The organism is Flavihumibacter sp. CACIAM 22H1 (assembly GCF_001601815.1).
Classification (GTDB): domain Bacteria; phylum Bacteroidota; class Bacteroidia; order Chitinophagales; family Chitinophagaceae; genus Flavihumibacter.
In genome coordinates, this window is the sequence record NZ_LUKG01000022.1 from 25,381 (window position 1) to 44,183 (window position 18,803).

Genomic DNA, 18,803 nt, shown 5'->3' on the forward strand with positions numbered 1-18,803 from the left:
ATTTACCACGGGTATCAATACCCGAAGAATCGGTAATGTCTTCAAAGCGCATTCCACCTTTGTTAAGGTAGATCCGCGATCCTCCCATATTGGACGAAAAAAACAGGTCTGGCAGCGAATCGTTGTTAAAGTCTCCTACTCCAACACCAGCTCCATTGTAGAAATATTCAAAACTCAGAATATTCAGGCGTTCGTCTTCGGTCAATACATTTTCAAAATCAATGCCTGTATGGGATGCAGGTAACCGTTCAAAAAGGGTTGTTTTTTTGGGTTGTTCCGAACAGGCGGCAAGCAGTATCAAAATCGCAGTTAAATAACCGGGAAACTTCATAAAAGCAGAATAATTACTGCTTACCAAGTTAATCAAAAGCAACTTGCCTGCATGGGCAATTACGCATTTTGAAGATTATTATACGCAATTTCAGAACCCATTGTTTTGGCCCGAGGTTAATTTTAAATTTCGAACACGCTTATTGCTAATTTATTGGTACATTTCTCAAAATGACTGCGCATGGATTCAAGAAGAAAATTTTTACGGAATTCATTTTTACTGGCAGGTTCCGCTGCGGTTCCGGTTCCGGGTTTATTGGCCGGAGAAAAAACGCCGGCACAAACAGACAACGATATTGATCTGCAAAATGATTTTAAGAATACCTATGTAAAAAACATTTTCGTAACGGAGAATGAATTTCGTAATGCCAAACCCACCCTGGTAGCGGCGCCTTCTTTTGCACAGGCCAGGGAAATACTGCCCCTTCCTACCTGGAAAGGGAACCAGGCTGCCTTGGACATGTATTGGAAAGCCTGGGAAATTGCCTTCCGAAACATCAAAGACCCTGCGCCCAAATCAGGATTTATTGCCTCTTATATCGACACAGCCTACAATGGCAATATATTCATGTGGGATTCCACCTTTATTACCATGTTTGCCCGGTATGGTTCCAGGGCCTACCCTTTTCAACAGACACTGGATAATTTTTACGGCAAACAACACCCCGATGGTTTTATCTGCCGGGAAATATGGGGGCTAACCGGTAAGGATTGTTTCCATCGGTATGACCCCACCAGTACCGGCCCTAACCTCATTCCCTGGAGTGAGCGATGGAATACTATCGTCAATTCGGTGACCTGCCCCGCCTGCACAAGATTTTCCCGGTATTATGCGCCTACTACCAGTGGCTGCGGCTAAACAGAACCTGGCAGGATGGTTCCTACTGGTCGAGTGGTTGGGGTACAGGAATGGACAATCAGCCCCGGGTTCCTAAAGAATACAACCCGATCTTTTCACACGGGCATATGACCTGGCTGGATACCTGTTTGCAACAACTCTATATCGGAAAAATTCTGGTGGAATTTGGTTTTTATGTAGAGCGCTGGCAGGAAATTGAGGACATTGAATCAGAAACAAAATCGCTCAAAAAATACATCAGGGAAAAACTCTGGGATCCCAAAACCAATTTTCTGTACGACCGCTATGCAGATGGCTCAATTGGTGATTTTAAATCCATTGGTGCGTATTGGGCACCTTTGGGCAGATATTTTGGAGCCGGATGAACTGGAAAAAAATTTGTGGCGCACCTGAATGATCCGCAAACCTTTGCGCGTAAACATCCGATCCCTTCCATGCCTGCCAATCATGAAAAATACCAGCCCGATGGCAGGTATTGGCAGGGAGGTGTATGGGCCCCTACCAATTATATGGTAATTGCCGGCCTGCGGCATAATAATTTTCACCAACAGGCCTTTGAACTGGCCAAAAAGCACCACCAGCAGGTGTTGCAGGTATTTAAGGATACGGGTACTTTCTGGGAATATTATGCCCCTGAAACAACGGCTCCGGGCCTGTTAGCCCGCCCTGATTTCATTGGCTGGACAGGCCTGGTGCCCATATCAATTCTATTGGAAGGCATCTTTGGTATTAGATCAAGTATACAAACCAATACCATTAACTGGGATGTACGCGTATTGGAAGAACATGGTGTTGATCGTTACCCGATCGGAAAAGAGGGCATCCTTTCTTTGCAGGCTGCTGCAAGAACCAATGAAAAACAAAAACCTTCGCTGACTATACAAGCTAACCTGCCGCTAAAACTAAAACTAAGTTGGGCCGGAGGCAGTGATACATTTGATATAAAACCTGGTACAAATAAAATTTAACCAGCTAAAAAACCAGTTTCTCCAGCCGGTGCTGACCAGTTCAGCACCGGCTTTTTTACGTTTATACACCACCGTTACAGCACTTGATTTATGCAGATTAAAAACGTTTTAATCTCCGCATTTTGAAGTTTATTATACGCAAAAAAAGGGTCGGTAAGTTTAACCGGAAGTTATCTTTAGGTTCAACACCGCTAAACAAACTGTTTATAAACAAATCATTTCCATCCTTCATCACCATCTTTTTTTAACCCTACATATTCATTAAACGAAACCAACTGGTATGAAAAAATTCGCAGGCATTATGCTATTCCTGTTAGGGCTTGCCATAGCCGCAAGTGCCCAGCAGAAGATTACCGGTACTGTTACTTCCAACAAAGACGGAAGTGCATTATCCGGCGTTTCCATTATGGTGAAAGGCAGTTCGGTCGGAACCGTCTCCAACGATGATGGAACCTATTCTATAACCGTTCCGGCCGGGTCACAAACCCTGATCTTCTCTGCCGTAGGCATGAGTACGGTAGAAAAAACCATTGGCAATTTAACCACGCTGAACATTAGCCTCGATCCTTCGGGTTCCAGCTATGACGAAGTAGTGGTAATCGGGTATACCACATCCCGTAAACAGGATTTATTAGGCGCTGTATCCACCGTAAAAGTGACGGACAATTTCAAAGGCCGTCCGGCTACCCTGGGAAATATCCTGCAGGGCCAGATGCCGGGTGTAAACATTACACAAAGCGGAGATCCTACCTCTACCGGTTCTATCAGCATCAGGGGTAAAGGAAACCGGAACGGAGACGGGGTTCTGATTGTAGTAGATGGTGTTCCGGGCGCACCCTATAACCCGGCCGATATTGAAACAATTACGGTGTTGAAAGACGCTTCTTCTGCTGCTATCTACGGCGCCTTTGCAGGCTCGGGTGGCGTTGTACTGATTACCACTAAACAAGCTAAATCAGGCAAAATGAGCGTGGAAGCAAATGTGTGGAATGGTACGCAACAGGCCTGGCGTACGCCCAAAGTACTAACGGCCGAACAGTTTAACACGGTTTGGAAAGATGCTTCCGAAGCCGCCGGCAGGGCTGTTCCAAAAACCTATGATCCGATAAGCTTTCCGTATGGAAATGTTACCCGCACAGATTGGGTGGATGAAATATTCCGGGTAGGAAAACTACAGCACTATGACCTTACCCTGCGCGGCGGTACCAGTGCCATCAAAGCACTTGCATCAGTGAGCTACGACGATGTGGAAGGAACCCTTATCAATACCTATAATAAAAAATTAACCTCCCGGTTAAATGTGGATTTCAACCTGGCCAAATGGATTGAAGTTGGACAGCATATTTTATTTGATTTCCAGAAAGGACAAAGTGCCGTAGGCAGCGGGCATACCGGAACCATTTTCGGCGCCATGGCCTACCCAAGGTTCAGCACGGTTCGGGAATATGGTCCGGATGGAGAATTATTGTACGGCGGAACCGTGCCCCGCTGGGCATTAGCCGAAGGCTTCAGTGTAGAAGCAGATCTTCGCAACCCGGTTGCCATGCTGGAAAAAGTTATTCAGAACAACCCATCGAACAAACTTTTCTCCAAAACATCACTGCGTCTGAAACCACTACCCGGCCTCATGTTCCGGTCCGAATTTTCCGCAGACATCAGCAATTACCGGAATGAATCCTTCCAGATGAGATTCCTGGAACCCGGCCGTACAATCGACCAGAACTACCGCGCCATCTCCAATAATCTATATACTTACTGGAACTGGGATAATATCCTGTCCTATAACAAAACCTTCAACTCGGTACATGATGTGGCAGTTATGGGCGGTTTCCTGATGAACCAGCGTAAATCTCGCTACAATTGGGCAGAAGTAAGAGGGTATGCTTTTGAAGATCCCTATCAAACCATATTCAACAATGGTACCGACTGGTCTATTCGACCCACAGAAGATATCTGGGAAGAAAATGCTGTTTCGGTATTGGGTCGCCTGTCTTATTCTTATGATAACCGTTACTTTATTTCAGGTAGCATTCGGCGCGATGCTTCTTCCAAATTAAGCCCGAATAATAATTCAGATGTGTTTCCTGCAGCTTCTGCCTCCTGGAAAATTTCGTCTGAAAAATTCATGCAGCGTTTTGATAAAATCAGCCTGCTGAAAGTTCGGGCAAGCTGGGGACAGGTAGGTAATATCAACTCTGTTCGCCGGTTTATTTATGCTCCCCCCTACCAGGTTACCGGGTGGCCGCTCTTTCTTGGATCAGATGGCAGCAACCAGGCATTTGGTATCTTCCAGCCTACGATTCCCAACCCAAATCTTAAATGGGAAAGAACCGAACAAATCAATATAGGTGTTGATATCAGCCTGTTTAATAATTCACTGACCGCCTCTGCCGATTATTTTGTTAAAAAAACCAAGGACCTGATCGAAGCTATGCCTACTCCTTCAGTAGCGGGTGTTGCTTCTCCTCCTGAATTCAATATCGGACAAGTAGAAAACAAAGGTTGGGAATTCACCTTGAATTATACCCGCAAAATCGGATCTGTTGATTTCAATATGGGTGGTAATATAGGCACCTATAAAAACAAGGTACTGAACCTTGGACCTACAGCCTTTATTGCACACGGCGATGGTGTAAACTCCATGAACCCGCTTCGCTCTACGGTAGGTATGCCCTGGCATTCTTTCTTCCTGATCGAATCTATGGGAATTTTCCGCAGCCAGAAGGAGATCGACGAATACACTTTTGTAAATACGGCCGGGGAAACCAAACTAATTCAGCCCAATGCCAAACCAGGCGATCTGAAGTTCCGCGATTTCAACAACGACGGCACCATCAATGACGGCGATCGCCAGTACATGGGTTCTTATGATATGCCCGATTTCAATTACGGTTTCAATATCGGCGCCAATTGGAAAGGATTCAGCCTTTCCCTGTTTTTCCAGGGCGTGGCCGGCGTAAAAGTATTCAACGGGGTAAAAGCGATGACCTATACGGGTTCCAAAGGATGGAATATGAGTACGGATATCCTGAACTCCTATAACTACAATCCCAATTCCAATATTCCCCGCCTGGCGGTAGTAGAAGATCCGAATGGCAACTATTCGAAAGTATCCAGTTATTTCCTGGATAAGGCCGATTATATGCGCCTGAAAAATCTTCACCTGGCCTACACCCTTCCGGGCGCAGTGATGCAAAAAGCTGCTTTCCTGAAAAACTCCAGCGTTCGGATTTATGCCAATGCCGAAAACCTTTTCACCATTACCAGCTATAAAGGATTTGATCCTGAAGTGGGTAACCTGGGTATCGACGGCGGTCGGTTCCCGGTATCCAGAATGTTTAGTGTTGGTATGAATGTATCATTTTAAAACTCCCGAAGATGAAGACAAAAATTATTGCAATAGCGTTTTTCATACTGGCAGGCAGCCTGAGCTCCTGTAAAAAATTCCTGGAACTGCAACCTTATGGGCAGCCATCGGAACTCAATAACCTTACTGACCCCCAGGCCATGCAAGCGGTATATTCCCTATTCTACTGGCAGTACCGGGAGGGCACACTGGGAAGAGGTTTCATGTGGTACGAGAACTGCAGCGACAATTTTGTAACAGGCCGTACCCAGGCAGAAGCGCAGAATATCAAAAACTTTCTGGATGAAGGATCGAGCAGCCGCGATGTTCGGGAGAACTGGCCACAGATGTACCAAACCATCAACTATGCCAATAACCTGATACGTTCTGCACCAGGTGCTACCAAACTTTCTGAAAGAGTACGTAACAGCGTATTGGGACATGCGTATTTTATGCGGGGCTTTGCTTACCTGTGGCTGGCACCCTGGTACGGCGATAACGGTCCTAATGGAGGTATTCCGATTGTGACCGAAACAACTACCATTGACCAGATCGATGTACCACGCCCCGCTTCTGTACTGGAGAATTATGCCCTGATCATTGAAGACCTTAACAAAGCAGCCGACCTGCTGCCCTGGTTTGATGAAATCCCGGAAGCGGAAAAGGGACTTATGCATAAAACCGCTGCCTGGTCGCTGATGGCAAGAGCTGCACTGTATGCAGCGCAGTACGACAACTCTTATTATGAAAAAGTAATTGAATATACCGACCGTGTAATCAACTCCGGCAAGCACAGCCTGGTGCCCAACTACAAAGATGTTTTTGAGATTGATCATAACTGGAGTTCAGAATACATTATGAGCGCTACCAGCACAGAAATTGACGGCTCCAAATTACCCGGGGTAATTTTCCAGAATGGTGGCTTTGGCATTTATAATACCTGGGGCTATTTCCAACCCACGGTTGAACTGCTGAAGGCATTTGAACCAGGCGATACCCGAAGAAAAGCAAGTATTGCTATTCCTGGAGACACCCTCTCCTTTGTTGGTAACCAGCTTATATGGGCAGTTAATCCATCTTCTGTTTCAAGCCCCACTGCCATGACCATCTCTAAATACCTGGCTCCATTCCGCGAAGCGGATGCGGTGGGCAATACGGTAAATCCGAATAGTGACAATGGTACCACCGATCTGAATATTCCCCTGGTTCGTTATGCAGATGTACTGCTGATGAAAGCGGAAGCCCTGATATGGCTGGGGCGTAACGGAGATGCCCCGCTTAACCTCGTTAGAGAACGCGCCGGGCTCGACCCCAAAACCAATGCTACCAAAGAAGATCTGAAAAACGAACGTCGTTGCGAATTTGTATTGGAATTTGGCGTGTTCCGTCACCTTGACCTGGTACGCTGGGGCGATGCACAAGCTGCCTATTCCAAACCACTTCACGGATACAAAGTAACACTGGCCGGCACTACCGTAGCCAACCTGGAAGAGATTGTGGTATGGCCTGCCCGCAATTTTAATCCATCGGTACATCATGTATTCCCGATCCCCAACAATGAAATTGCCAAAAGCCAGAACCTGAAACAAAATCTTGGGTACTAAATCAGCCAACCATGAAACAAATCATAACAAGTTTATTATTGGGCGTACTGGTATTAGCCGGTGCCTGCTCTAAAGACGAATCGTCTAAACCGGATGGCCGTTTACTGGGTCTTGAACTCAGGTTCAATCACACCGATCCAAAAACCGGCGAAACCAAAAGCAATGCGTTCAGCGATTATTACAGGAAAGATGACGAAGTGGAGATCAATATTGAATCTTCCCTGGAAATAGACAAGATCGACATAGTAAACTCCATCACTCAAACCGTGCTTACCACACTTAACACCGGTGGCACTACGGCTAATTTTTCGGTTCCGGTAGCTGACCTGAATATTCCTTTTGGCCAGCGCGCATCGCTGTTCTTTCACGTATATTTTAAAGACGCGGGCAAAGATGGATTCAGCTACCCCTCCATGAAATCCTACACATTTAATGTAATCAGTGAAATTCCATCCATTGTTAATGTTGCGAAAGCTGATGGCGCCACAGTTGAACTTAAAACAACTGACGTAAACATCCAGGGCTTTTCTGAAGACGCTAAAAGAGGCGTGGTGGCCACCTTTAAACCCGGCGTAGCTTCCTACCTGAGTATCGAAGATTCGCCCTTATTGCAATTCGGCACTAATAAAAACTTTTCGGTGAGTTTCTGGATTCAATCAAACCACGATATCAGTGATCCGGCCATCATGGGTACGCAGGACTGGAATAGTTCCAACAACAAAGGATGGGTGATAGCCTGGCTCAATGGCCGCTTGCGGGTGGTTACCTGCGATGGCGCCGGTTTAAAAAACGATGTGCGCGAAACCAGTGGCGGAATGGTAGGCAACGACTGGCATTTTGTAACCGTTGTGTTTAATCGCAGCAGCAGTTTGTCAATTTTCATTGATGGCGTACTGACAGCAACCGGCCCCGCTATTCCTATGGATATCAATAACGGAAATACAGTCAAAATCAACCAGGATGGAACGGGCTCCTACGGCGATCGCCTGGGTTCCAAATTCAGCAGTGTGGTTTTCTATGAAAAAGCATTGTCGGATGCAGAAGTAGCAGCCATTTATAACAGCACCAAATAAGTTCCATGCGTTCTTTTCGAATAAGCGTTTTAGTAGCAATTAGTAGTATATGTTCTCCGGCTGCATTAATAGCACAGACGGAGCAACCGGTAAAGGATAACCTGCAGTACACACTGCAGGTTCCTTATCCGGTTCAACAAATAACAGGCGTAACCCGCAGCAGCGTTAAGAAAAAGCGGGTTAAAAATGTGATACTGATGATCGGAGATGGAATGGGACTTTCCCAGGTTTCGGCAGCCTGGATTGCCAACCGGGGACAATTATACCTTGAACAGTTTACCCATACCGGTTTATCCAAAACAACCGCTGCCAATAAACTGATTACTGATTCGGGAGCAGGTGCAACAGCCATGGCATCCGGACAAAAAACAATTTACCATGCAGTGGGGGTGGATACCGCCGGCCGCGACCTGGCGACCCTTACAGACATCGCCCGCCAAAAAGGCCTTGCAACCGGCATTGTAGTAGCCTGTTCCTTAACTGATGCCACACCGGCTTCATTTGCGGCTAATAATATTGATCGGGAAGAAGAAGAAGAAATTGCCACTGATTTCCTGGAAAGCCAGGTAGATATCCTCTTTGGTGGTGGCCGACGCTATTTTAACCGCCGGAAAGACCAACGCAACCTATTGCAGGAGTTGACGGATAAAGGCTATGAAGTGTTAAGCTCCACGGCCGATTTTCTGAATTCACGGCAAAGCAAAATATTTGCCGTGGTAGAAAACGGGCAACTTGAAACAGCGCCCAAACGCGGCCCTGTTTTCCAGGAGGCATCCATTCATACCCTCAACCTTTTAAAAGCGCAGCAAAAGGGCTTTTTTGCCCTACTGGAAGGATCCCGCATTGATGATATGGGCCATATGAATAACCTGCCGGGTGTGGTAGAAGAAGTGCTTGATTTTGACCAAACAATTGGCCGGGTATTGAAATGGGCTGCCGCAGATGGAGAAACCCTGGTAATTGTTACAGCTGATCACGAAACCGGGGGACTTACCCTGCTCGACGGTGAGCTCACTACAGGCCGGGTAAGCGGAAAGTTTTCCACAGGCGGACACTCTGGCGTTATGGTACCAGTATACGCCTGGGGTCCCGGGGCCGAAAACTTCACCGGTATATATGAAAACACAGCGCTCTTTAACAAGATTTCTGCGCTTCTAAAACTGAAATAAACTATTAAAGCATCCCCAATTTTTGCAAAAACTCTTCTTTGTAATGCTGCCCGATCGGAATTTCCTTTTCCCCGATAAATACGCGGTTGCCTTCGATATGGCTGATCTTTGCTTTATTGATCAGGAAGGAGCGATGTACCCTTATAAACTGTGTACCGGGCAATTGTTCTTCAAAAGCAGAAAAACTAATGCCCGGCAACAGGGTCTGTGTCATCATTTCAATGCGGGTATAATTACCACTTGCCTCAGCATAGAGAATTTCATCAAATAAGACCCGGAAAATTTTACCATCTGCTTTTATGAAAAGATAGGCTTCCTGCACAGATGCCGAAGCAGCAGTAGCTGGCTCCACCGGCTCGCTACTGTTTCTTTTGGCAAGCACTTTATCTACCGCCACCAGAAAACGTTCCAACGAAATAGGCTTCAGCAAGTAATCAGCCGCCGATAGATCAAATGCATCCAACGCATACTCACGGTAAGCAGTGGTAAAGATCACATCCGGGGGATAACGCAGTGTTTTAAGAAAGGACAACCCGTCGAGCACCGGCATATTGATATCCAGAAAAATAAGATCAATGCTTTTTTCCTGGTTTTGTAAAAAACTCTTTGCTTCCAGAGCATTGCCAGCCTCAGCTACCACGTTGATATACGGCAACTGCTGGCAATAGCGCACAAGGATTGCCCGGGCTATAGGTTCATCATCCACAATCATACAATTCAATGACTTCATACTGCATTGATTTTTAAACGTAACTCTGCCCTGAAACGGCCATTAAACCGTTGTACCGTTAAAATATGGTGGGCCGGATATATAAAATTCAGTCGTTCTTTGAGGTTTTCCAAACCAAAGCCACTGTTTCGATTCACCAGGCTGGTATTCAATTCCTTTTCAGCACAGGAATTTTCTACAAAAAACACAAGTTCTTCCGGCTGCAGCGTTAGCCGAACATCGATAAAAATTTTGTTTAAACTGGTATTGCGGGCATGTTTGAAAGCATTTTCCACCAACACAATAAAAAGCAGGGGCGCCACCCCCAGGGTAGATGATTTCCCCTGTTCCAGGCTACAGTGCAGCAGGAGCCGGTCATCCATCCGGATCCGTTCAAAATCGATATAATGCTGAATATAAGCCAGCTCTTCGTGCAGGGGAACAATCAGTTCTTTTGCGCCGTATACGGAATACCGCAGCAAATCCGACAATTTCAACAGCAGGGCTGGCAGTTTATCTGGCTGTGCAATGGAAAGCCCGTATAAATTATTGAGGGTATTAAACAGAAAATGAGGGCTTAATTGTGCCTGTAGTGCGCTTAATTCTGCCTGGCTCTTGTTGGCTGAAAACCTGGCATCGCGCAGTTGTTTTTCCTGGTAAGTACGGATGAATTTAATAAGCATGCCGCTACTGACACCTATTAGAATAAAACTGATCAGCAAGAGCACCATTTTTATTCCTCTAAGTGAGGGCGATGGAAAGTCGAGTAAAATAAATACCGTAATTGTAGGTGCCGCAATCAGTACCATCAGCAGTACAAAAACAGTTTGAAGCTGCGGATGTGCTTTATGTTGCCAGGTAATAGCGAGGTAACGCCCCGAAAACATGGCGAGCATAAATAAAATAACCAGCGCGGTAGCCATGGACTCATCTTCGGGCAAATTCCACTGCTCTGTAAATGTATTGGCAATGATCCAAAGCGGAATACCCAGGATAAATGCAATCACCAGGTTCTGCCATCTTCCAAAAAAACGTTTCTGTTCCGTATGTACTGGCTCTTTACTCATTGCACAAAGATGAATACCGCCCTGCTCTCCACCTCATTTTTATGTTCAAGCAGTGCATTATCTGGTCGAACCCCGTTTTTAAACGGACGAAACGGTTCGTCCGTTTAAACCTGCTATTTGACACGAAAACCATAAGATACAACCCTTTTATTTTTCTACCCTCTCCCACTGAAGAATTTTTGTGGCATGAAAAAACAATACCTTATCCCCGTTTTATTTTTTCCGGTTGCGCTGGCAGCGCAAACACCCGATCCGCTTCCTGCCCAGGACACGATCATGAAAAAAGACACCCTGCTTAAAGAAGTAATCGTAACACATCGTAAACCACTGCTCACCCATGCTATTGACCGCACGATAGTTAATGTGGATGCCATGATAAGCGCAGCTACCAGCAATGCCCTGGAGGTACTGGGAAAAACGCCGGGCGTAACGGTCGACCAGAACAGTGTTTTATCGCTGAACGGCCGCTCAGGCGTTCAGGTGCTCATTAATGGCCGCCCCACCTATCTATCGGCGCCGGACCTGGCGGCTTACCTCAGAAGTTTACCTGGATCATCCATTGATAAAATTGAACTGATAGAAAATCCGCCGGCCCGTTATGATGCCAGCGGCTCTGCCCTTATAAACCTGCAGTTAAAACGCTCGTCGATTATGGGCATTAATGGCCAACTGTCGAGCGGATACAGCCAGGGAAATTATCCGCGCTCCAACCAGGGGCTCAATCTTACCTACTATACACCCCGCCTGCGCTGGTATAATAACCTCGGTTATAATACGGAAACCAGTTTTACCAGAGATCGTTCCGAACGGACCTACCAGAATGAAGACCTGCAGCCCGAAATCGTTCAGTTACTTGAAAACAAAACTATTTTTAAGCGGAAGACCTACGGCATACAATCAGGCGTCGACTATACGCTGAATGCAAAAACCACGCTTGGCATGCTGGCACGTTACAATTACGGAACCAATAATGACCGGATTGATTTCCAACTGGATAAAATCCCTGCTACATTCAGGCAACAGCAGCAACGCCGGAACCTGGCCCTGAATATGAATATCCTCACTAAACTGGACGCTGCCGGTCGCGAATTATCCGGCGAATTCAACTACATGTTATACAACTCCAAACAGGATCAGGAAATGAATGATTTCAACCTTTACCTGCCTACCAATATGAAGGTACTCACCTTCAATACAGACTATATCCATCCCCTTGGGAAAAAAGCTAAACTGGAAGCAGGCTATAAAGCGAGCTACGTGAGAAGTACTAACCGATATGACTACACGCCGGTAAATACCTCACAACCTGGTTGGGGTGAAAAAGAAAGCTTTCCCTTCGATTTCGAAGAAACGATCCAGGCTGGCTACATATCCGGACAACAAAAATGGAAACGATTGGGTGTTCAGCTGGGATTGCGGGCTGAATACACCAATAATAACGGGTTTGGCAAATCAACCTCGGGCGGTGTTGGTGAAGTGGAACGTTTTCGTATGGATTACCTGAAACTATTCCCTACCCTTCACCTGAGTTATCAACTCGACAGCGCTGGCCATAACAACCTTGTATTAATGGCAAACAGGCGCATAAACCGACCCAATTATTACCTCATGAATCCGTATATATTGTATGACGACAGATACAATTACAACCAGGGTAATCCGTTTTTACAACCGCAAATCATGGACCGCTATGAAATTAAATTCATGCGGAAGCAATGGTTGCAAACTGCCTTTGCCTACAGTAGATTCAAGGGCGTTATATTCCCGGTTGCGAGGGTACAGGACTCTGTGGTAATTCGCCGGAATGAAAATGTAGCGCTTGGTCAAATGTTTATTCTGAATAACCAGGTTACACAGCGTATCAATAAATGGTGGAACCTGCAAACTTCCATAAGGGTTTTATACGCGTGGCTGGAAGGTAAAGATGGACATCCCACCATTGATGCCGGCGCCCTGATGATGCGTATTAACCTGCGGAACGATTTCAATTTTAGCGAAACCTGGCAGGCCGAATTTGGCGGCAGTTATAACAGCAGGGATATCAATGTACAATCCTTTACCAAATCCATTTTCGAGTGTTATGGCAGTATTCAGAAAAAAATACTGAAGTCAAAAGGCAGTATCCGCTTATCTGTTGAAGATATATTTCGCAGTTGGGTGTATCGAAACCGATCCTTCGGCCTCGAACAACTTGCCATAGATCAGCGTCTGTACGCCGATTCACAACGTTTTGGACTGGCCTTCACCTGGTCGTTCGGCAAAAAATCAATCCCTAAGAAGAGCCGGAATCTTGAACAGGCAGGCGAAGAACGGAATCGTTTATAAAAAGCGGGTTAAACAGAGGGCAGTACAGAAAGTTCAACTGCACTGAAACGGGCTTCTCCGTCGTTGACGAAGAAGCCCCAATTTCCTTCTTTAAGATCATAGGCCCTGAAATTCATTGCTACGGTATTGTTAACGTAAACAACCCCCATGGTACCGTCCATAAACAGTTCTATGGTAACCGGAGTGGTGGCGGGTAAAGCGATCATACGCTCCAGTTCCACCTGCTGATACACTTCATTCACCGGTCTTGGCCACATATCAAACACCAGCCGGCTCCTGGAAGGTTCCAACCGGATATAATAGGACTTCTCAAAATCATCGCTGCAACGAAGTGATACCCCAAAATCGCGGGTTCCCTGCTTGAATTGTACGGTCGTTTTAATTCGGCAGGTTGAAGGCATTTTACCCCCTGAAACCACCTCGAAACGGCCGGCAGCTTTTAGATCCACCTGCTTACTACCGATCATTTTCCCGGCAGCGTTACGAAATTCAGGTACCACCGGTTGAGAAAAAGCAGCAGGTACGGAGGCAGGCACCTGTACCGTCAAACGCCCGTCTGCTTCCTGTTTTAACTGGTGTACCACCAGGTTGCCGCCCCAGTTCCAGCCCCCATTGTCTTTATTTTCACTACGGGTAGGATTCCAGCCAAAAATATACCTATGGCGGCCATCAGATGCAGTTTTTGCAGCATAAAATGCATGTCCGTCAAACGTATCTTGCACGGGTGTTAACCAGGGCCCTTTGAGTGACCGACTCATCCTGTAACGGGTAGCCACCTGTTCTGTAAATTCAGAAAAAACCAGGTACCACCAATCCCCTATCCGGAAAAGATCCGGGCACTCGTGGGTAAAATATTGATTAGGGGCATAAAAGGGTTGTTTTACCTCCCATTTTATCAGGTCTTTTGAACTACAGAGGGCGGTGAGTCCGCGGCGGCGGGAAATTCCTTCAGTAAAGCGCGCGGCAAGCAGCATATTGTATTCACCGGTTTCTTCGTTGAAAAACACAAAGGGATCGCGCCAGTCGTGTTTTTCATAGCCCTTAGCCGGGGCAAAAAACACGTGTTCAGGAATTTTTTTCCAATGTTGCAGATCCGGGCTAACAGCATGCATAACACCTTGCATGGGCTTGTCTTTTTCCGCCAGGTGGTGGTTATGGCCGGTATAAAAAATATGGTATTGCTGATCGGGCCCTTTAATAGCGCAACCTGTAAAAATGTACAGATCCTGCTCCTCTTTACCACCCCTGGGAATGACTTCTCCGTGCTCTGTAAAGTGTACAAAATCGGTAGTTGATAACCGATACCAGGGGGTTCCTTCTCCATATTTTTCCGCATCGCGCCAGTCGAGCAAATAAAAAAGTTGAAACTTACCTTCCGCAAAGAAGGGAATAAAATCAGCCGCCCAGGCATTTTCCGGTTTGTAAAAAAAAGGGCGCTCCGCCGCTGGTGCAGGTATAGGCTGCAGGCTGACCGGGTCGGTTTCTTCTTTTCCATTTTTCGATAACGCTTGTATGAATTCCCCGGTAAAAAAAGGGAATACACCAGTTGCCCGCAGAAAATTTCTTCTTTTCATTACTGAATGGTTAAATTTTTAACATGGAGAATCGCCCAGGTAAAGTATACCGGCAAAGAATTCTGTAACGATCAAACTGCTGAATAAATAAAACAACTACAGTATCCTATACCAACTGCCCCGAACTACCCCGGGTAAAAATGAGCAGCCAATTGATGCAGTCAGGTGAGCCGGTATACTGGAAAAAATCAGGAAACATCATTTTTCTGTTGTTCTTCCCTAATCATCTGCAAGCCATAGTTGCGAATAGTGGTAATTAGTTCGATGATCCTTTCTCCCTGTTGGGTTAAACTGTATTCTGTTTTAGGGGGTACCACGGCGTAAACCTTCCTGTTAATATAACCGTCTTCCTCTAACTCTTTCAATTGCGCAGTAAGCATTTTATCTGAAATATGCGGTATGTCTTTGCGTAACTCACCAAAGCGCATGGTTTTGTCTTTCAGCCGCCATAGTATAGGCGCTTTCCAGGCTCCCCCGATCTGCTCCATTACTAATTGAACAGGATTGTAATAGATTTTTCCTTTGTAATTGAAATCCGGCATAGCAGTAAAAATCTGGGGTAAATTATACTTACCAAAAAGTTAGTAGCAAACTTTTTGGTTGTATACATGGTGAAGGTAGCTATAGTATGCATGTTTGCAATAGAAAATTAATTCACCGAGTATGCAAAAAGAACTAAAAAAATACGTGCATTTTCACGGCGCTCCCAGTAAGGGTAAAATTCTGATGGTGGCCAGTTCACCAGCAGTCAGTAAGCAAACGCAATGGCCAATCGGTTTCTGGGCTGCCGAATTAACCCATCCTTTACAAGTGTTCCAGGAAGCAGGGTATGAAGTAGAACTCGTGTCTACAGAAGGCGGCAAAATTGAAATGGATGCGTATTCCAACCCTGTCGATGCCAGCGGGTATTCAGCACATGATATTCTTTCCCTGGGTTATATGCAGCAAGCCGCCTTCACCGCGATGCTGGAGAAAACAAAAAAACTAACAGAGGTGAACAGCGCGGATTACCAGGCTATTTTTTTGGTAGGTGGACAGGGGCCCATGTATACATTCCGGGGCAACACCGAACTGGAAAGCTTATTTGTGTCTTTTTATGAAGCAGGTAAGCCCAGCGCTGCTGTTTGCCATGCTACTGCATTATTACTGGAAGCCCGGAAAACGTCCGGTGAATTATTGGTGGCAGGAAAAACCTGGACAGGCTTCTCGGATGCAGAAGAAGATATGGCAGATCGGGCGGTTGGGATAAGGATTCAACCCTACCGGATTGAAACAGAAGCCCAAAAAATAGCTGACACCCAATTCAGGGTTGCCGAGCCTTTCTGCGCGTATGCAATACAGGATGGAAACCTCGTTACCGGCCAGCAACAAAATTCGGGTGCAGCTGCTGCAGAGCTGGTGGTAAACCTATTGAATCAATAAAATTTGTTCTGCATGTTAAGTATAGGAATAATTGGGGCGGGAAATGTGGGGGGCGCCTTGGCGCAGCAATGGATAAAAGCGGGTCATTCTGTATTAATAGGGATACAGTATCCAGCCAGTGAAAAAAGCCGGTTATTGATGGATAAGATCGGCCATCAATATTTTACGTCAATTGAAAAAGCAACCCAGGAATCGGAGGTATTATTGATAGCTATACCACCGACGGCCATTGCGGAGATACTTACAAAGATGGGAGATCTTACCGGAAAAATAATTATTGATGCCACCAATTCGCTGACGCCTGTTTCGGAAAAATCGCCCGCCACTGTTTTTCAGCTGTTGGAAGAAAAGACGGGGGCGGCCATTGTAAAATGTTTCAACTCTACCGGTTATGAGAATATGCTGAACCCCCTCTACAACGGAGAACGGATTGATATGTTTATGGCTGGCAGTAATGAACAGGCTAAAGGAACAGCCCGTCAGTTAGCTTTGGATGCAGGTTTTGGTTCCTGTATTGATTTTGGAAAATCAGATAAGGTAGACCTATTGGAGAAACTTGCAGCTTCCTGGATTAACCTGGCCATCATTCAGGGGCATGGCCGCCATATTGCGTTTAAGTTGCTAAGACGGTAGGCGGTAATGAATAGAAATAAAAAAGCCGGTTCAGTCAGCTGAACCGGCTTTTGTGCCCGGGACGGGAATCGAACCCGTACTCGCTTTTTCGGCGAACAGGATTTTAAGTCCTGCGTGTCTACCAGTTCCACCACCCGGGCATCCTGGTTTAAAAATTCAACCAAAAAAAAATTCCAAACGGTGGGTTTGGAATCTTTTGGAGCGGAAGACCGGGCTCGAACCGGCCACCCCGACCTTGGCAAGGTCGTGCTCTACCAAATGAGCTACTTCCGCAAAAAAACTATCTGACTGGCTTCCAATTGAACCTTAAAAAAATGACCAGATAGTGTATCTAAAGAGCTGTTTTTCAATTGGGATGGCAAAGATAAGGACTCAAATCTTTCTGCCAAATTTTTCTCCGAAATTTATTTGTATTTCGGTGTGTACTGCGTGCTTTCAGGCACTGTAACCTTACCCTTTCCTTTGTAACGGTTAGAATACAAGCCAAAACATCCCCCTAAAACAAAAGCCAGAATACAAAATACCTGGAGATAAAACAGGAAACTGGAAGAATTCACCCAATTGTGTTTAAAATCTTTTTCCAGCGGATTTTCTAATTCATGTGCCTGATTATGAGCCATATCGTTTATTTAAATGCAGTGCAAAAATAACGGTTCAACCTAAAAAATCATGCTTTCCTACCTACTATTTCTGAAAAATATCGACGACCGCGGATAAAATGCGCCCATACCACCGACCCCTTGTACCAACCTCTCAGGCTACCTTTTCTACTAATCGGAAATACCGAACGCCGGTGCCGTAGCAATACCCAACCCATAAAACCAATATGTGCTTCCAGTATTGCTTTGAAATAAATTGCCTGTCCCTCAAACAAACTTTTCCAGGCCGATACTGCATCCAACAGGAACCGAAACGGTATTTTCCAGATCAGCGCATACCAGGGCAGGTTTTTCGCCAGCATAATGAGGTTATTCCTGAAATTCAAAAACACCTTCCACTCGTTTCCTTTAGGCAGGGTGCCTCCCCCCACATGATACACTTCACTACCGGGGCAAACAACCACCCGGTAACCCGCTAACTGCATTCGCCAGCAGAAATCAATTTCTTCCTGGTGCGCAAAAAAGAATTCATCCAATCCACCTAAGCGATGGTAGAGGCCTGCCTGCACCACCAGCGCGGCGCCACTGGCCCAAAATACATCAGCCGTATCGTCGTACTGCCCCTGGTCTTCCTCGCAAAAATCAAAAACCCTGCCCCTTGCAAACGGATAACCCAGCGAATCGAGCCATCCGCCCGCAGCACCGGCATACTCAAAAAGCTCCTTATTATGGTACATCTTGATCTTCGGCTGTGCTGCACCAATTCCAGGGTTTGCTTCCATCAGTGATATAATGGGCTGCAACCAGTTAGCAGTAACTTCCACATCACTGTTCAGCAACACATAGTACCGCGCATCCACCTGCTTAAGCGCCTCGTTATACCCCTTGGCAAAACCGAAATTTTTTTCGAGCCGAATTACCCGAACGTTTGGATAATTTGTCTCCAGCCAATGCACCGAATCATCAGTAGACGCATTATCCGCCACCACCAGTTCCATACCGGCACAGGCATGCTCCTGCACAGAAGGAAGAAAATTTTCCAGGTGCTTCCGGCCATTCCAATTCAGGATAACTACTGAAACAAGTGGTTGCAAGGGCTTGAAAATTAATTTAGTGGGCAAAAAT

Annotated in this window: 17 protein-coding genes and 2 tRNA genes; 10 read left to right on the top strand and 9 right to left on the bottom strand. The window is 46.0% G+C overall.

Going from position 1 to position 18,803, the window contains the following annotated elements:
* Positions 1 to 331, bottom strand: a 331-nt coding sequence (locus tag A1D16_RS08280; RefSeq protein WP_290708892.1) for a VCBS repeat-containing protein, incomplete at its 3' end; no start/stop codon positions are given.
* A 180-nt stretch (positions 332 to 511) separates the two neighbouring features.
* Here A1D16_RS08280 and A1D16_RS08285 point away from each other — a divergent pair.
* The 7 genes from A1D16_RS08285 to A1D16_RS08315 all read left to right on the top strand — a co-directional run bounded on the left by A1D16_RS08285 (position 512) and on the right by A1D16_RS08315 (position 9,349).
* Complete coding sequence (locus A1D16_RS08285; protein WP_290708893.1) at positions 512 to 1,189, top strand: hypothetical protein; 678 nt, start codon at positions 512 to 514, stop codon at positions 1,187 to 1,189.
* Positions 1,190 to 1,239: 50 nt separating this feature from the next.
* A complete protein-coding gene (locus A1D16_RS08290; RefSeq protein WP_290708894.1) occupies positions 1,240 to 1,554 on the top strand; it encodes a hypothetical protein in 315 nt (104 codons plus the stop codon).
* Between the two features lie 15 nt (positions 1,555 to 1,569).
* Entirely contained in the window at positions 1,570 to 2,157 is a 588-nt protein-coding gene (locus tag A1D16_RS08295; protein ID WP_290708895.1) for a trehalase family glycosidase, read from the top strand.
* Positions 2,158 to 2,437: 280 nt separating this feature from the next.
* A complete protein-coding gene (locus A1D16_RS08300) occupies positions 2,438 to 5,524 on the top strand; it encodes a TonB-dependent receptor (RefSeq protein ID WP_290708896.1) in 3,087 nt (1,028 codons plus the stop codon).
* A gap of 11 nt (positions 5,525 to 5,535) precedes the next feature.
* Positions 5,536 to 7,107: a RagB/SusD family nutrient uptake outer membrane protein gene (locus tag A1D16_RS08305; protein ID WP_290708897.1), complete on the top strand. Its 1,572-nt coding sequence runs from the start codon at positions 5,536 to 5,538 to the stop codon at positions 7,105 to 7,107.
* Between the two features lie 11 nt (positions 7,108 to 7,118).
* On the top strand, positions 7,119 to 8,180 hold the full coding sequence (locus A1D16_RS08310) for a LamG domain-containing protein (RefSeq protein WP_290708898.1): 1,062 nt from the start codon (positions 7,119 to 7,121) through the stop codon (positions 8,178 to 8,180).
* 5 nt (positions 8,181 to 8,185) lie between these two features.
* Positions 8,186 to 9,349, top strand: coding sequence for an alkaline phosphatase (locus tag A1D16_RS08315; protein ID WP_290708899.1), 1,164 nt, complete (start codon positions 8,186 to 8,188; stop codon positions 9,347 to 9,349).
* 4 nt (positions 9,350 to 9,353) lie between these two features.
* On the opposite strand, the gene A1D16_RS08320 is transcribed toward A1D16_RS08315, so the two are convergent.
* Together A1D16_RS08320 and A1D16_RS08325 are read right to left on the bottom strand one after the other, a co-directional pair.
* Positions 9,354 to 10,079, bottom strand: coding sequence for a LytTR family DNA-binding domain-containing protein (locus A1D16_RS08320; RefSeq protein ID WP_290708900.1), 726 nt, complete (start codon positions 10,077 to 10,079; stop codon positions 9,354 to 9,356).
* Positions 10,076 to 11,125, bottom strand: a complete 1,050-nt coding sequence (locus tag A1D16_RS08325; RefSeq protein WP_290708901.1) for a sensor histidine kinase — start codon at positions 11,123 to 11,125, stop codon at positions 10,076 to 10,078. The genes A1D16_RS08320 and A1D16_RS08325 overlap by 4 nt, the downstream gene beginning before the upstream one ends.
* 186 nt (positions 11,126 to 11,311) lie before the next feature.
* Here A1D16_RS08325 and A1D16_RS08330 point away from each other — a divergent pair, with 186 nt between their 5' ends.
* The gene (locus A1D16_RS08330) at positions 11,312 to 13,450 is read left to right on the top strand and encodes an outer membrane beta-barrel protein (RefSeq protein ID WP_290708902.1); all 2,139 of its coding nucleotides are present in this window, start codon (positions 11,312 to 11,314) and stop codon (positions 13,448 to 13,450) included.
* A gap of 8 nt (positions 13,451 to 13,458) precedes the next feature.
* On the opposite strand, the gene A1D16_RS08335 is transcribed toward A1D16_RS08330, so the two are convergent.
* Positions 13,459 to 15,024 (bottom strand): glycoside hydrolase family 32 protein, encoded by a 1,566-nt coding sequence (locus A1D16_RS08335; RefSeq protein ID WP_290708903.1) that lies wholly within the window; start codon positions 15,022 to 15,024, stop codon positions 13,459 to 13,461.
* A 188-nt stretch (positions 15,025 to 15,212) separates the two neighbouring features.
* Positions 15,213 to 15,566: a helix-turn-helix domain-containing protein gene (locus A1D16_RS08340; RefSeq protein ID WP_290708904.1), complete on the bottom strand. Its 354-nt coding sequence runs from the start codon at positions 15,564 to 15,566 to the stop codon at positions 15,213 to 15,215.
* A gap of 121 nt (positions 15,567 to 15,687) precedes the next feature.
* On the opposite strand from A1D16_RS08340, the gene A1D16_RS08345 reads away from it, so the two are divergent.
* Complete coding sequence (locus tag A1D16_RS08345; protein ID WP_290708905.1) at positions 15,688 to 16,446, top strand: type 1 glutamine amidotransferase domain-containing protein; 759 nt, start codon at positions 15,688 to 15,690, stop codon at positions 16,444 to 16,446.
* 12 nt (positions 16,447 to 16,458) lie between these two features.
* Positions 16,459 to 17,079 carry an NAD(P)-binding domain-containing protein gene (locus A1D16_RS08350; RefSeq protein WP_290708906.1) on the top strand — a complete coding sequence of 207 codons (621 nt, stop codon included), beginning with the start codon at positions 16,459 to 16,461 and terminating at the stop codon, positions 17,077 to 17,079.
* A gap of 53 nt (positions 17,080 to 17,132) precedes the next feature.
* Here A1D16_RS08350 and A1D16_RS08355 read toward each other — a convergent pair.
* The 4 genes from A1D16_RS08355 to A1D16_RS08370 all read right to left on the bottom strand — a co-directional run bounded on the left by A1D16_RS08355 (position 17,133) and on the right by A1D16_RS08370 (position 18,772).
* A tRNA-Leu gene (locus tag A1D16_RS08355) sits at positions 17,133 to 17,219 on the bottom strand.
* A 57-nt stretch (positions 17,220 to 17,276) separates the two neighbouring features.
* Positions 17,277 to 17,352, bottom strand: a tRNA-Gly gene (locus A1D16_RS08360).
* A 131-nt stretch (positions 17,353 to 17,483) separates the two neighbouring features.
* Positions 17,484 to 17,699, bottom strand: a complete 216-nt coding sequence (locus A1D16_RS08365; protein ID WP_290708907.1) for a hypothetical protein — start codon at positions 17,697 to 17,699, stop codon at positions 17,484 to 17,486.
* A gap of 47 nt (positions 17,700 to 17,746) precedes the next feature.
* Entirely contained in the window at positions 17,747 to 18,772 is a 1,026-nt protein-coding gene (locus A1D16_RS08370; protein WP_290708908.1) for a glycosyltransferase family 2 protein, read from the bottom strand.
* Positions 18,773 to 18,803 lie beyond the last annotated feature (31 nt).

Bases quoted from the DNA above. Each gene is read 5' to 3' on its own strand.
- A1D16_RS08285 (WP_290708893.1), top strand. From the start codon at position 512: ATGGATTCAAGAAGAAAATTTTTACGGAATTCATTTTTACTGGCAGGT.
- A1D16_RS08350 (WP_290708906.1), top strand. From the start codon at position 16,459: ATGTTAAGTATAGGAATAATTGGGGCGGGAAATGTGGGGGGCGCCTTG.
- A1D16_RS08335 (WP_290708903.1), bottom strand. From the start codon at position 15,024: ATGAAAAGAAGAAATTTTCTGCGGGCAACTGGTGTATTCCCTTTTTTT.
- A1D16_RS08330 (WP_290708902.1), top strand. From the start codon at position 11,312: ATGAAAAAACAATACCTTATCCCCGTTTTATTTTTTCCGGTTGCGCTG.
- A1D16_RS08320 (WP_290708900.1), bottom strand. From the start codon at position 10,079: ATGAAGTCATTGAATTGTATGATTGTGGATGATGAACCTATAGCCCGG.
- A1D16_RS08365 (WP_290708907.1), bottom strand. From the start codon at position 17,699: ATGGCTCATAATCAGGCACATGAATTAGAAAATCCGCTGGAAAAAGAT.
- A1D16_RS08305 (WP_290708897.1), top strand. From the start codon at position 5,536: ATGAAGACAAAAATTATTGCAATAGCGTTTTTCATACTGGCAGGCAGC.
- A1D16_RS08340 (WP_290708904.1), bottom strand. From the start codon at position 15,566: ATGCCGGATTTCAATTACAAAGGAAAAATCTATTACAATCCTGTTCAA.
- A1D16_RS08345 (WP_290708905.1), top strand. From the start codon at position 15,688: ATGCAAAAAGAACTAAAAAAATACGTGCATTTTCACGGCGCTCCCAGT.
- A1D16_RS08300 (WP_290708896.1), top strand. From the start codon at position 2,438: ATGAAAAAATTCGCAGGCATTATGCTATTCCTGTTAGGGCTTGCCATA.
- A1D16_RS08310 (WP_290708898.1), top strand. From the start codon at position 7,119: ATGAAACAAATCATAACAAGTTTATTATTGGGCGTACTGGTATTAGCC.
- A1D16_RS08315 (WP_290708899.1), top strand. From the start codon at position 8,186: ATGCGTTCTTTTCGAATAAGCGTTTTAGTAGCAATTAGTAGTATATGT.
- A1D16_RS08290 (WP_290708894.1), top strand. From the start codon at position 1,240: ATGGACAATCAGCCCCGGGTTCCTAAAGAATACAACCCGATCTTTTCA.
- A1D16_RS08325 (WP_290708901.1), bottom strand. From the start codon at position 11,125: ATGAGTAAAGAGCCAGTACATACGGAACAGAAACGTTTTTTTGGAAGA.